Below are 12,969 nucleotides of genomic sequence, written 5' to 3'. Positions count from 1 at the left end.
GAGGATTAAGGGACATGCAGCAAACAAATGAATTGGACGTCTTCAAGCAGGAGATCACGGAGCTTAAAGCTGATCAAAAAACGCTCGAACAGCGTGTCAGCACGCTGGAAAGGGCGTCTGACCGACACGATCAGCAGATTATGTCCATCAATGAAAAACTCAACAAGATTGAGGAGAATACCACGTGGATCAAGCGCAGCATCACCGGCGCTATCATAACGGCGGTTTGTACGCTGGTGATCTCCGGAATTGCGGCGCTTTTCATTAATTTTATTCAAAAATAAGGAGGAAAACATAATATGAAAAACTTTGACAAAGGCACGGTGGTTCGCACGGTGCTTCTTTTTATTGCATTGGTAAACCAAACTTTGATCATGTTCGGAAAGGCAACTTTACCGATCGATGAGGACCAGGTCAACACGCTGGCAGACACTTTGTATTTGGCCGGATCAACGGTGTTTACTATCATCACATCTCTCGTCGCTTGGTGGAAACATAACTATGTCACAAACAAAGGAAAGCTGCAAAAAGAAGTTCTAAAACAAAAAGGATTAACGAAATGAGGTTGCCGCCTGGCAGCCTTTTTTTATTTAAAACAAAATAGGAGTGGTTCAAATGGTTAAAGTAGTGAAGAACTATGTGAAAGTCAATCAGTATACCCGGCCGGGGCTGAAATTGTCAGGTGTCAAAGGTATTGTCATGCACTATACGGCGACGCCCGGCGCTTCTGCATTGAATGAGCGGAATTATTTCAATGGCACCTGTATTGCTGCAGAGCGTTACGCATCAGCGCATTACTTTGTCGATCGCAAGGAAGCGCAGCTGATTATCCCTGAAAATGAAGTCGCATACCATGCGCATGACGGGAACCGCTGCTATGTGAGCTTCCTAAAGCCGAATGCCAACACAACGGCAATCGGTGTTGAAATGTGCGTCGAAAAAAACGGAAAGATTCACAGCGAAACCGTTCAAAATGCTGCCGAACTGGTTGCCGATCTGTGCAAGCGTTACAGCCTTTCTACAGACAGAATCGTCCGGCATTACGATGTGACAAACAAAAACTGTCCAGCGCCGTGGGTGAGCGATTCAAGCCAGCTTACAGCTTTCCGGAAAAAAGTCGATAGCCTGCTTGGGAATAAAACCGTATCGAACACGACTGCATCCACAAGCCGGCCTAAGAAGTCATCTTCTAGTGGTGGGCGAGCTATTGTCAAAACCATTCAGGATACCCTAAACAAACGATATGGCCTAAAAATTAAAGTTGATGGCCTTCCGGGTTCCGAGACATATAAAGCCCTGCTCAAAGGCTTCCAAACTGAATTAAATAAACAGTTTAAGGCTGGCCTTGTCGTTGACGGGCTGTGGGGTCCGAAAACACGAGCGGCTGCCGTAAATGTCCGTAAAGGGGCAAGAGGTAACTTGACCTGGATTCTGCAAGCGCTTCTTATCTGTAAAGGGTATGATGTGAACGGTCTTGACTCTATCTTTGGCAACGGCCTTGAAAAAGCGGTTAAAGCTTTTCAAAGGGCGAAAGGTTTGTCTGCGGACGGTATTGCCGGAAAAGCCACATGGTCAAAGCTGTTTGCATAAAAAAAGGGCAGGCATTATGCCTGCTCATTTTTTTTTAGATCATTTTTAAGATATTCCAAATCCTTTTTATATCGTTGTATTGTTTCCTCAATAGCATCCTTTATTACCCTTGGATAACCTTTCTCATCCTCTTGCTCTTGTTCTTTTTTAAGCTCTTCTAAATCCTCAGTAAGTAGTTTGATAGCGTGTCTTTTTTGATCGTTGTTCATATGGTTGTAAATTTTTCTCATAAGAAATCATCCTTTTTCAACAAATTTTATGTAAAAATTAGATAATATAATATATAATACTATATAAGTAAGGAGGTGGTAAAATGAAGAAGTATATGTCAAACTTGCTCATTCTATCCTTAACAGTATTACTATTAGTATCAACTTTGTTACCGAGCGTAGCAAGTGCCGCAACTCCTAATAGTGAAAACGAGACTAAAGAAACACAGAGAACAAGCCTTCAAATTAAGACTGTGAAGAGTCTCGTAGCTGAAGAGAAAGCGAAGAGCGAAGAGCCGACATTCCAAACCCAAGGTTTCAGAGGCTATCTGGTAAAACTGGCAGCCGAAGCAGTTTCTTATGGTATTAGACATGGTGGGGAAGCTGTAGGTTACATTTTAAAGCATGCTGATGCAAAAGCTGCAAAAGCATTTAGAAAGAACTCAGGTTACATAGCCGACAAGATCGAGGAAATTGCTAGTCTTCCAGATGTTACTGCGCTAACCATCAAGAAAAAGCTGTATAAAGCTTTGAAACCAAAAGTCGGTGGAGGTTCAGCGGAAGTTATTGCGGATGGCGTTTATTATGCTATTAACATTTTCTTATTTTAAAGCAAACAAAAGCAGGCACTATGCCTGCTTTTTTATATACGAAAATATGTTCCCTTGCTATAGAAAAAGAAACACCTGTTTGATATAATTGTCATAGGTAAAACAGACCAATGGAGGGGGATACTATGAAAAGAACCGAACAAATATTAGAAGCTATAGACGAATTAACTAAAGAAAAAGGTTTTCCGCCCTCTGTTAGGGAAATAGGCGAAAGGGTTGGTTTAAAATCTTCAAGTACAACAAAAGGTCATCTTGACCGGTTGCGTAAAAAGGGGCTTGTTGATTGGGAAGAAGGTAAGCCGAGAACATTGCATATTTTGTATAAAGAAAAAGCCACCATTTAACGATTGGTGGCTTTGTTGTTTTTATTTAATGTGTAAAGCTAATTCTAATAAGAAGGGCTTTTATCTTTGAATTCTTCGAGAATATGTATCACACCAGTAGAACTTTGATATATATCCGTTTTTTCGAGATTGGTATTCATTTTACTTGAAATAAATTTCTTGATTTCTGCTTTTCTCACAGGTCTTTCACGATTTGAAACACTTGCGTGTTGTCCTTTTGAATGAGTCTGAAGAATAAACATAGTATCTGTTCCCCGAATCATATACACTTTTATTTCGCTTTCATCATTTGTGTTTTGTGCCATTTTCATTTTTGCAATGATTTCCGGATGATCAACGGTGACATCTATAAATTTCAAGTTATCTCCTCCTCTATAAGTTAATCATAAAGAACGTGTGTTCCCTTGTCAATTCTAAAAAGACCCACCAATTGGCGGGTTATTTGAATAGTTTACCTAATAATTTCCCAGTTGCTTTACCAGCGGCACGTCGAGCTATGCGTTTTCCGATTGTTCCCTTCTTAACCGCGTTTACATCCCCCAAAATCTTGGCCGACTTGTATAGAAATGATCTGATTTTGTTGATACTCATTTTCCTTCATTCCTTTTTGTATTTGTGGTTTTATATTATAGCAAAGATTGTTCATCTTATTGCCCACTATTTGCCCACAGTGGGTAAAATTTTCGCTTGTTTTCACTTGTTTTTTATAGGGCAAAGAAGGGCAATGAGAACACCCGAAACCCCTTGTGCTATAAGGGATATAAGGGGTTAGTAAGGCACTAAAGGGCAACCATAACAGAAATGGGCGGCATGATGTAAAGCCCGACCGCGGGAACCCCTTGAGAGATCAAGGGGTTTTTCTTTTTTAATGAATTAGGTCACTTATATATAAAGCGGTCTAAAAATTAAATTTGAACGTATTCCGAAGACCGAGTTTTATAAGGTTCTGCTCACCCTCAAATTGGATAAAAAAATTTAAGGCCGGTTCGTTGTAGACGGAGTGTGGGGCAGAAACCCGATCGGCTGCCGTAAATGTCTTTAAGGAAGCCAGAAGAAACCAGCTTAGATTCTGCAAGCGCTGCTGATCTGGAAAGGATATGAGGGAACGGCTTTGACTCTATTTTTGGCAGTGGTCTTGAAAGCCGTTAAAGCTTTCTAACAGACGAATGGTCTGATTGCGGATGGTTTTGCCAAAAAGCTACATGGACAAAGCTTTTTGCATAATAAAGAAGGCCTTCTATACGAAGGCCTTTTTTCAAACGAAGTTATTCTAAGGTGTCAATATAGCCACTAACAGATTGTATCATTCCGTAACCTGCTTTTAGCTTCAAGTTTAAGGAACCTGTTATATTAACCTCAGAGTTTCCGTCTGTATCCGATTTCATATTTATATCTCCTCGATATATTTTGTCACTTGAATTCATTGAGAATTCCTGCACGTCAAAGAAATCTAATTCAACAAATACAGTATTATAATTTTGATTTTTCCATTTTAGAGGAGGATTATCTGCAAACTTTGGCATATTGAAGTTTATAGAAACTCTTCTCCCCTCATCATCGATCTTAATTGCAATAATTCGTACATCTTTTAACTGCGGAACTTCATTGTATAAATTCGATATAAAAATGTTTCTATCTAAAATTTCGTGCCACATATTATTATCACCTCTAGTTATTTATTGAAAGGATAATGTTCCTTAGTTCCATCGACTTTTCCTGTACGAGGTTTATCTGCTGGTCTAACATTAAAATGTGGCCCTTGACAACCCTTGGCATGTCCAGCGCTATGGTCTTGAATTATTATCTTCTTTCCATCTTTATTTGTATAGTGATATTCTCTTGTTATAATAACTTTACCATTTTCATCTTTAATGACATGTCCCCCTTCATGTGGGGCAGTACGCATTGGTACACGCTCTACTGCTTCGGGGTGTTGAGACCTAGGAATGCCTGCATCCCTTTTCGCTTCTTTAAGAGCACCATTTCTCCTTGGATGATTAACAGTATCCTTAGAGCCTTTTTCTACAGTCGAAACCCTTTTAGCCGTCTTCGCGCTTTTATTCGCTCTAAAAACATATTTTCCTATCTTGACTGCTTTAGTCGCTGGTATGACAGAAACCCCGGACAGGATACGATCAGTGACAGATAGTTTTTCACCTGTGACTGGATCGACACCTGTTATCGCTCTGTAACTATCATAAACACCAGATAATTCTCCAGCCGTGTCTTTAACCCAATCAAAAGCTTTTTCAATGTCGCTTTTCTTCACCCTGTTTTCAGGTATGCGGCTGACAAGCTCGTATTTCACTTCACCGCCGGATATGTATTTTCGGACAATTTGACCGTTTGAATAAAGGGTATAATTGCCGCCGACGTAGCTCTTGCCTGAACCGATTTCATCGGTAACATCGACAGAACCAAGCTTTTTGTACCCCTTCATATTATACACTCTGCCATTGATGACGCGAATACCTGTATCAATCTTTTTGGAATGGTCTGCTTTGACGACCGAATCAACTTCAGTCTCTTCTTGATCAGACAATTTTTTTAGCATGATTTCCATTGGCGAAGGCTCGGCATTTTCCAGATCTCCCTTGAGACCGCCGACCGGACCGTTAATGTTTGTATTCTCATCCGGTTTTAAAATTGAACCTTTTTTATAACCTGTGATCTCGATTTTCGGTCCAGTGTACATTTTCTCAAGCTGTCTGATGTATTTATGCATCGTTTCAAGGTCTTGCTCAGCAGTTTTAAGAGCGTTTGTCTGCTCCCTGTCAAAAGCATGAAGCTTTTCAAGAGTGCTGCTGATTTCCTTTTTCGCTTTCTGATTCTGCTCATGAAAATCGCTGTCATCCAATTCAGGTAAATCGGCGATATGCCTGACTTTAGCGATTGTGGCGTTGGCTTTGGAAACCAAATGTTTCGTTTTTCGATCAGCCGCGTTCAAGCCTTGTTCCAGATCGTGATCGAGAAAGGCTTGCGAAATGTAACCGTTGTGATTCGGTTCCAAGGAATTCAGTGCATTTTTCACTTTTTTTAAAGATGACTCGTATTCCTCGACGAAAGATTCATAGAACCGCAAAAACGGAGTGTGGCATTCTTCATAAAAGGCGCGAATCGCGTCGCCTCCTTTACCTTTTAAAGCATCATCAAGAGCCGTTATCCCGTCAACGCTTTTTTTGAGATTGGAGATTTCTTCTGATTGCTTTTTTAATCGTTCCAGCGTTTGATCAATTGCATGGTGCAATGCATGGACATCAAGAGTCTTCATGGCATTCTCCTCTAATACTAAAGTGACATATCAGTATAGAGTTTACCACTATACGGAAACAAATTGGGGAATGAATCCTGTTTATCCATGAAAATGAATCAAATGTTTCAGGCTTAAAGACCTGTTATTTGTGACAAAGTTTATAGAGTTTGAATGCAAGATCAATGTTTAAGCTTTATTACTTTGCCATACGTTTGCCATCTATATAGGAAGGCTATTGATTTTGGTTATGCGACAAAAAACGACATCTTTTTAATGGGACTAGTGATACAATAATTCTGCTTATTCTATAGGGGAGTAAATTTTGTGTTTGAGGTAAAGGTTATACAGCTTATGGGAATGTATGTTCGTAAAAGCGGTTGTTCTATGGGCGGTATGATGTAAAGCCCGACCGCGGGAACCCCTTGATTCCTCAAGGGGTTTTCTTTTTGAATGAAATGGGTCACATCCATTTAAAACCCTCTCTTTTTAGGAGAGGGTTTTTCTGCATTCCGGGGTTTCCCGCCCGATGTTTCCGTTTGCAAAAATTGGCTTGGATAGAACTTGAAAAATAATTCATTCTACAATTAGATATAGTATTTGTAAAAAAGGAGGAAAGCCGACATGACTGTCATCAATCAGGTCAAACAGGCGGTGGCCAGTCTGAAAAGTGCTCAGGCAAGCTTGGAAACCTTTTCATTGAACACCGATAACAAGGAAGCCAAAAAGCTTTATCAGCAAGCTGCTCAACAAACCCAGTCCATCGTTCAATCGCTTGAGCCGCGCGTTCAGCAAATCGAACAAGAAGAACCGCAATATAAACAACAGTAAGCATGAGAAGGGTGGTTTCGCCAACCTTTTCTCTGAAAGGAAGGTGATGCTGGTGAGGGGGTTCAATCATTACTTTCTTATCTGCGTTTTTTTACTTTTTAGCAGTACCGTCATCATTGGCTGTCAAGATCAAAATGCCGCAGAGGGCCAATCGGACGCGGTACGCAAGGTAAGTACGAAAGATGAGAAGACCGATCAATCTGTTGCAAATCAAGCAAAGAAACGGTTATTGCAAAAGGAAGAGGTTACAGAGGTCAGAGGAGCCAACAGCAAGAAGGATCTGGTTCTTGCCGTGCAGGTCGAACATATGGACCGCTTCCGGCTGAAGGACATCGAAAAAAAATCGAAAGAGCAGTTAAAAAAAGAATTTCCGGGCTACAGCATCGAAATCTCGACTGACCAAAAAATTTTTTGGGAATTGGACAAATTAGAAAAGCAGCTTCAGCACAAAAACGTGAGCAGCAAAAAACTGAACAAAAAGCTGAACAAAATCAAACAATTGATGAAGGAAAAGCCTTAGAGAGAGGGTGGGGTCAAATGGCGGATCAAAAAAAGAAAAATCTGACGCCTGTCATGCAGGAATATCAACAATTCGCAAAAGAGCGTGAAGTCAAACGGCCTGTTTTAAAAAATTGCGCGCAAGCGTTTATAACGGGCGGAATCATTTGCTTAATCGGGCAAGCGATTCAAACGTTTTACATGTATTATTTTAATTTCACGACGCTGACTGCCGGCAATCCGACGGTTGCGACGATGATTTTCATATCGATGCTTTTAACGGGATTTGGGGTTTATGACCGGATCGCCCAGTTCGGGGGCGCAGGTTCGGCCGTTCCCGTAACCGGGTTTGGAAATGCCGTCATTTCCGCAGCGATTGAGCACCGGACCGAAGGATATGTGTTAGGCGTCGGCGGCAATATGTTCAAATTGGCCGGATCTGTCATTCTGTTCGGCGTGTTCTCCGCATTTGTGATCGCCACGATTAAAACAATCCTCATCACATGGGGGGGATTATAATGCTTGCGGGTCACCGTACTTGGATGTTTGAGAACAAACCGGTGATTGTTTCAACCGGAACGTCGGGAGGGCCATTCGAGGGAAACGGAAAAATTCCGGAAGACTTTGATGTGCTGCACAACGATATTTGGCTGAATGAAGATTCCTTCGAGAAAGCCCAGAAAGTTCTTTTGGAGGATGCATGCAAAGCGGCGGTCCAAAAGGCGAAGATCCAGCAGGAGAGGGTACAGTTTTTTCTCGGCGGTGATTTGATTAATCAAATCACGCCGACAAGTTTTGCGGCAAAAACGCTCGGGGCGCCGTATTTAGGCCTATTCGGAGCCTGCTCGACATCGATGGAAGGCCTGGCTTTGGGGGCGTTTATCGTCAATCATAAGGGGGCTGACTGTTTGCTGACGGGGGCTGTGAGTCACAATGCGGCGGTTGAGAAACAGTTCCGCTATCCGACGGAATACGGTTCGCAAAAACCGCCTACCTCACAGTGGACTGTGACAGGGGCGGGTGTGGCGCTGTTAAGGGATCAAGGAGACGGTCCTGTCGTCACATCGGCGACACTCGGCAGAGTGATCGATATGGGACTGACTGATCCGTTTAACATGGGCAGTGCAATGGCGCCTGCCGCGGTCGATACGATCGAAGCCCATTTAAAGGAGCGGAATGTTGACCCTTCTTATTATGATGTGATTGCGACAGGAGACCTCGGGCATATCGGCAGAGAAATCGCCCTGGATCTATTTAAAAAGCATGACACATCGATTACGGAAAAACAATTTCAGGATTGCGGATTGATGATTTACAGGGAAGGGCAGCCCGTTCTTGCCGGGGGAAGCGGCGCAGGGTGTTCAGCGGTTGTCACATACGGACATTTGCTGAACCGGATGAAAAAAGGCGAGATCAAACGCCTGCTGGCCGTAGCCACCGGAGCGCTGTTATCGCCGCTGTCATATCAGCAGAAAGAAACGATTCCGTGTATTGCCCATGCTGTTTCAATTGAGGTCGGAGGTGAAGGATAGGTGATCTTTTTTTGGGCATTTGTCGTCGGAGGTCTCATATGTGTCGTCGGCCAAATCATGTTCGATGTGTTTAAGCTGACGCCGGCCCATACGCTGTGTACGTTCGTTGTCATCGGAGCCTTGCTTGATGCGTTCGGGCTGTATGAGCCGTTTATTGAATTTGCAGGAGCCGGGGCGACCGTCCCGATCGTGAGCTTCGGAAATCAGCTGTTCCACGGGGCAATGGAAGAAGCGCAGCAATACGGTTTGATCGGCGTCATCACCGGAATGTTTAAAGTAACAAGCTCCGGAATTTCAGCTGCGATCATTTTCGGAATGATTGGAGCGCTTCTTTTTAAACCAAAAGGATAAGGAGGTGCCTGTCAAATGACGGTTGGAGCACAGGTCAAAAAATGCCTTGCCAGCCTCAAAAGCGTTGAATCGGGTCTGTCGGCATTGGCGCTGAAATCACAGGATGAAGAAACGAAACGCCTTTTTCATGAAACAATGATGGCAACAGACGAAGTGATCGCAGATTTGAAAAAACGGGTTGGTGAGCTTGAACGAGAGGAATATCAATATAAAGGCTTCTGACTGAAAATTTTTGTACAGATTGGAGGGATCGCACGTGCCTGAGTGGTTAGATGTCGTCATCCGTTCTTTTATCTTTATGCTCGCTCTGTTTGCCATCACAAAGATGCTTGGGAAACGGCAGCTGGCAGAGCTTTCGTTTTTTGAATATATTGCGGGAATTACGATCGGGGGCATTACTTCCGAGGTTGTCATGGGTCTTGAGAACAGCATCATAAACGCTTTAATTGCCATTTTCATTTTTTCGGCAATCCCTTTCCTGGTCGAGCTTCTTTCTTTAAAAAGCAAGAAATTCCGCGACTTTTTTGAAGGAACGGGAACGGTTTTTATTAAAAACGGAAAGGTGATGGAAGACAATTTAAAAAAAGAAAAATACTCGACAGACGAGCTGCTGGAGCTTTTAAGAAAGAAGGATGTCTTTAATGTTGCCGATGTCGAGTTCGCTATCCTGGAGCAAACCGGCGATTTAAACGTGCTGTTAAAAAAAGAGCACAGACCGGTTACCGTCAAGGATCTACAGCTTCCATACCAGGCGGAAAAAGAGCCGCAGACCGTGATCACAGACGGACAAATTTTGGACGAGCCGCTGTCGATTGCCGGATTGAACAGGCGCTGGCTGCAGGAGGAACTTGAAAAGCTGGGCGTCACAATAGAAAATGTGTACCTCGGACAAGTTGATTCAAACGGACAGTTGACGGTCGATCTGTACGATGACCAATTACAAATTCCGTCACCGCAGGAAAAGCCTTTATTATTGGCAACGATTAAAAAATGCCAAGCCGACCTTGAACTGTTTGCTCTGGCGACGGACTCAAAGCCGGCAAAATCGATGTATGCCAAAAACGCAAATAAACTGAAAGACTTGATACAAAAGCTAGAGCCTGTTTTACATAAATAACAGGTAAAAGGATTTCCTCTTTTAGTGAGACGGGCTTTGCTTGATGACATCAACACTATTATTTTGAGGCGAATTCACCAATAGCGATACTTCGTAAGCCTCCATTTCATTTGAGCTGTAGGGTTGCAGCAGGCTTTTTAAACGTTCAGCATCCTGTTGACGGGGATTAAGCCATTCCTTTTCATGATCACGGGTAAGAATAACAGGCATCCGGTCGTGAATATCAGCCATGAAAGCATTTGGTGTTGTCGTAATAATGGTGCATGTATAAACAGGTTCGCCGCCGGGGGATTTCCACTTTTCCCACAGCCCTGCAAACGAAAAAAGGTCATCTGATTTCAGCTTGATCCTCATGGGCTGTTTTCGTTTGGAATCAATGCGTTTCCATTCGTAGAAGCCGTCAGCCGGAATGATGCATCTTCTGCTGATAAGAGGCTTCCGGAAGGCCGGTTTCTCGGATAATGTTTCAGCCCGGGCGTTGATCATCTTATAGCCGATTTTTTCATCTTTGGACCAAGGCGGGATGAGCCCCCACCGCAAATAGCCCAGCCGATGGATTGTACCGTCATTGATGACGGCCAGGATTTCTTGGGAGGGGGCGATGTTGTAGCTGGGCCTGTATTCTTCTTCCGGAATCGTTTGACCGATGTCAAAACGGTTGATGATTGTTTCATAATCAGAAAACAGTGTGAATCTGCCGCACATATCGATCACCTATAAAGTGTTTTCACTTATTGTATAATAATGGAATTTTAAAATCAAAGCATGTGATAAATTTCGATCAGGTTCTTTTCCGGATCCCGCAAATGGGCAATGCGCACCCGCCACTCCTTGCGATCGTGCGGTTCAGTCACAAATTCGATGCCGTTGTTTTTGAAACGGTTGTACGCCTTATCGACATCTTCGACTTCAAATTGAAGGAGGAATTTTGCTTGAGATTCTCCTTCCCCGCAGACAACCTCAGCCATCGCTTTTCGCGATAAAAGCTCGAGTTTCGTTTCCCCATTATTGAAAAGGGCATACTCCATTCCTTCCTCATAAAAGCTTACGGGGAGCCCAAATATATCCTTGTAAAACGCGGCAGTTTTTTTAAAATCGTCCACCAATAGCCTGATTTGCAACAGTTTCAATTCAATCGCCTCCTATTGATGTAAACGATACAAAAAGAAACTTGACAGCATTGTGTCAAGTTTCTTGTCAGTTATTTAATTCGCTGTGTTTTTTCGAATACAGGAAATAGACGATAATACCGACTGCGATCCAAATGACAAACGCTGTCCATGTGACGCGCGGCAGGCTGATGGCCAAGTAAAGGCATAAGCCGGCGCTGAGAAGCGGTACGAATGGGACGAGCGGCACCCTGAAAGCTGCTTTAATATTCGGATGTTTTTTGCGAAGCACGATTACGGCAATCGAAATGATCGTGAATGCTGCAAGCGTCCCCATGTTGACAAGGTGAGCGAGTGTTCCAAGGTCGATAAAACCCGCAATTCCGGCTGCGATGAAGCCTGTCAGCCATGTATTTTGGAACGGCGTTTTGAACTTTGGATGCACTTTTGCAAATGTTTTTGGCAGCAGTCCGTCCCTGCTCATTGAAAACGTTAAACGAACCTGTGCGTACAGAAGGGCAAGCATAACGGTCGTAATCCCAATAATGGCCCCGACTGAAATAATTCCGGCAAGGCTGTTTTGGTTGACATAATGAAGCGCAAATGACACCGGGTCAGCGACATTCAGTTTTGTGTAAGGCACCATTCCCGTCAGCACGAGTGTAACTGCGATGTAAAGCACCGTACAAACCGCCAGCGCCCCGATGATTCCGATCGGCATCGCCTTTTGCGGATTTTTAACTTCCTCTGATGCGTTTGAGACAGCGTCAAATCCGATATAAGCAAAGAAAACCGTCGCAGCGCTCGTAATGACGCCCTGAATGCCGAACGGCATAAACGGCGACCAGTTCTCCGGTTTGACATAGCCGACTCCGGCGATGATAAATAATAAAATAATGGCAATTTTCAGCAAAACAATCACATTGTTAAATCGCGTGCTTTCCTTTACGCCTCTTCCGACAATCGCCGTAATGATCAGAATAATTGCAGCCGCCGGCAGGTTGAAGACGCCGCCTGATGCACTTCCCGGAGCGGCAGTCAATACAGCGGGAATGTGCAGGTTGAATCCGGCAAGCAAAGACTGAAAGTAAGAAGACCAGCCTGTTGCAACCGCAGACAGCGCAATAACGTATTCAAGCATTAAATCCCAGCCGATCAAAAAGGCGAGAAACTCTCCGAGCGTTGCATAAGAATACGTATATACACTTCCTGATACCGGTATGGAAGACGAAAATTCAGCGTAGCAAAATGCTGCAAGCGCACAAGCGATAGCCGCTAATATAAACGACAGAATAAGGGCGGGCCCTGCAGTTGTTGCGGCGACCGTTCCGGTAATGACGAAGATCCCGGTCCCGATGACACAGCCGATTCCCAATAAGACTAAATCAAAAGCGCTTAAAGAACGGGCCAGGCTTTTCGTTGCGCTTTGCTCCATTAATTTGTCGAACGATTTTTTTCTAAATAATGAACCCATAAGTTCCTCCTGATAATAAGCGAAATATTCAAACAATTATTTATGTCGACCTT

The 12,969-nt window shown here is 43.4% G+C and carries 19 protein-coding genes; 12 read left to right on the top strand and 7 right to left on the bottom strand.

The genetic code is table 11. The features are described 5' to 3' along the window. Positions 1–14: 14 nt before the first annotated feature. From MHB78_RS20390 to MHB78_RS20380, 3 genes are read left to right on the top strand one after another with little or no spacing between them, the layout of a single operon-like run. Complete coding sequence (locus tag MHB78_RS20390; protein ID WP_046129173.1) at positions 15–284, top strand: hemolysin XhlA family protein; 270 nt, start codon at positions 15–17, stop codon at positions 282–284. A gap of 15 nt (positions 285–299) precedes the next feature. Then, positions 300–563, top strand: coding sequence for a phage holin (locus tag MHB78_RS20385; protein ID WP_175075411.1), 264 nt, complete (start codon positions 300–302; stop codon positions 561–563). 52 nt (positions 564–615) lie between these two features. Next, on the top strand, positions 616–1,590 hold the full coding sequence (locus tag MHB78_RS20380; protein WP_340033084.1) for an N-acetylmuramoyl-L-alanine amidase: 975 nt from the start codon (positions 616–618) through the stop codon (positions 1,588–1,590). 14 nt (positions 1,591–1,604) lie between these two features. Here the strand turns inward: MHB78_RS20380 and MHB78_RS20375 are convergent, their stop codons facing one another. Further along, positions 1,605–1,820: a hypothetical protein gene (locus tag MHB78_RS20375; protein WP_340033083.1), complete on the bottom strand. Its 216-nt coding sequence runs from the start codon at positions 1,818–1,820 to the stop codon at positions 1,605–1,607. Positions 1,821–1,903: 83 nt separating this feature from the next. On the opposite strand from MHB78_RS20375, the gene MHB78_RS20370 reads away from it, so the two are divergent. Both MHB78_RS20370 and MHB78_RS20365 read left to right on the top strand, forming a co-directional pair. Further along, complete coding sequence (locus MHB78_RS20370; protein WP_340033082.1) at positions 1,904–2,410, top strand: hypothetical protein; 507 nt, start codon at positions 1,904–1,906, stop codon at positions 2,408–2,410. A gap of 125 nt (positions 2,411–2,535) precedes the next feature. Continuing rightward, the gene (locus tag MHB78_RS20365) at positions 2,536–2,754 is read left to right on the top strand and encodes a transcriptional regulator (RefSeq protein WP_073411943.1); all 219 of its coding nucleotides are present in this window, start codon (positions 2,536–2,538) and stop codon (positions 2,752–2,754) included. 44 nt (positions 2,755–2,798) lie between these two features. Here the strand turns inward: MHB78_RS20365 and MHB78_RS20360 are convergent, their stop codons facing one another. From MHB78_RS20360 to MHB78_RS20350, 3 genes are all read right to left on the bottom strand, one after another. After that, a complete protein-coding gene (locus MHB78_RS20360) occupies positions 2,799–3,113 on the bottom strand; it encodes a DUF1827 family protein (RefSeq protein ID WP_025807690.1) in 315 nt (104 codons plus the stop codon). Positions 3,114–4,019: 906 nt separating this feature from the next. Further along, on the bottom strand, positions 4,020–4,409 hold the full coding sequence (locus MHB78_RS20355; RefSeq protein WP_046132024.1) for an Imm50 family immunity protein: 390 nt from the start codon (positions 4,407–4,409) through the stop codon (positions 4,020–4,022). 17 nt (positions 4,410–4,426) lie between these two features. Beyond that, positions 4,427–6,025, bottom strand: coding sequence for a T7SS effector LXG polymorphic toxin (locus MHB78_RS20350; protein ID WP_082094148.1), 1,599 nt, complete (start codon positions 6,023–6,025; stop codon positions 4,427–4,429). A gap of 603 nt (positions 6,026–6,628) precedes the next feature. Here MHB78_RS20350 and MHB78_RS20345 point away from each other — a divergent pair. The 7 genes from MHB78_RS20345 to MHB78_RS20315 all read left to right on the top strand — a co-directional run bounded on the left by MHB78_RS20345 (position 6,629) and on the right by MHB78_RS20315 (position 10,333). Continuing rightward, complete coding sequence (locus tag MHB78_RS20345; RefSeq protein WP_046132023.1) at positions 6,629–6,835, top strand: DUF1657 domain-containing protein; 207 nt, start codon at positions 6,629–6,631, stop codon at positions 6,833–6,835. Next, on the top strand, positions 6,780–7,355 hold the full coding sequence (locus MHB78_RS20340) for a YhcN/YlaJ family sporulation lipoprotein (RefSeq protein ID WP_329761407.1): 576 nt from the start codon (positions 6,780–6,782) through the stop codon (positions 7,353–7,355). The genes MHB78_RS20345 and MHB78_RS20340 overlap by 56 nt, the downstream gene beginning before the upstream one ends. Before the next feature lie 17 nt (positions 7,356–7,372). After that, positions 7,373–7,852 carry a stage V sporulation protein AC gene (gene spoVAC / locus MHB78_RS20335; protein ID WP_046132022.1) on the top strand — a complete coding sequence of 160 codons (480 nt, stop codon included), beginning with the start codon at positions 7,373–7,375 and terminating at the stop codon, positions 7,850–7,852. Next, positions 7,852–8,865 carry a stage V sporulation protein AD gene (spoVAD, locus tag MHB78_RS20330; protein ID WP_046132021.1) on the top strand — a complete coding sequence of 338 codons (1,014 nt, stop codon included), beginning with the start codon at positions 7,852–7,854 and terminating at the stop codon, positions 8,863–8,865. Before spoVAC ends, spoVAD begins: the two co-directional genes overlap by 1 nt. Continuing rightward, positions 8,866–9,216 (top strand): stage V sporulation protein AE, encoded by a 351-nt coding sequence (spoVAE, locus tag MHB78_RS20325; protein WP_046132020.1) that lies wholly within the window; start codon positions 8,866–8,868, stop codon positions 9,214–9,216. A gap of 15 nt (positions 9,217–9,231) precedes the next feature. Then, positions 9,232–9,438, top strand: coding sequence for a DUF1657 domain-containing protein (locus tag MHB78_RS20320; RefSeq protein ID WP_046132019.1), 207 nt, complete (start codon positions 9,232–9,234; stop codon positions 9,436–9,438). Positions 9,439–9,514: 76 nt separating this feature from the next. Further along, on the top strand, positions 9,515–10,333 hold the full coding sequence (locus MHB78_RS20315; protein WP_046132139.1) for a DUF421 domain-containing protein: 819 nt from the start codon (positions 9,515–9,517) through the stop codon (positions 10,331–10,333). 21 nt (positions 10,334–10,354) lie between these two features. Here MHB78_RS20315 and MHB78_RS20310 read toward each other — a convergent pair whose 3' ends face one another. From MHB78_RS20310 to MHB78_RS20300, 3 genes are all read right to left on the bottom strand, one after another. Further along, positions 10,355–11,038, bottom strand: coding sequence for an SOS response-associated peptidase (locus MHB78_RS20310; RefSeq protein ID WP_046132018.1), 684 nt, complete (start codon positions 11,036–11,038; stop codon positions 10,355–10,357). A gap of 53 nt (positions 11,039–11,091) precedes the next feature. Next, on the bottom strand, positions 11,092–11,463 hold the full coding sequence (locus tag MHB78_RS20305; RefSeq protein WP_046132017.1) for a VOC family protein: 372 nt from the start codon (positions 11,461–11,463) through the stop codon (positions 11,092–11,094). Positions 11,464–11,530: 67 nt separating this feature from the next. Beyond that, complete coding sequence (locus tag MHB78_RS20300; RefSeq protein WP_046132016.1) at positions 11,531–12,916, bottom strand: amino acid permease; 1,386 nt, start codon at positions 12,914–12,916, stop codon at positions 11,531–11,533. Positions 12,917–12,969: the final 53 nt, after the last annotated feature.

The organism is Bacillus sp. FSL K6-0138 (assembly GCF_037982765.1).
GTDB classification, from domain to species: Bacteria; Bacillota; Bacilli; order Bacillales; family Bacillaceae; genus Bacillus; species Bacillus glycinifermentans.
The sequence above is the reverse complement of the archived record's forward strand: the minus strand, read 5'-3'. Positions and strand labels throughout refer to the sequence as shown.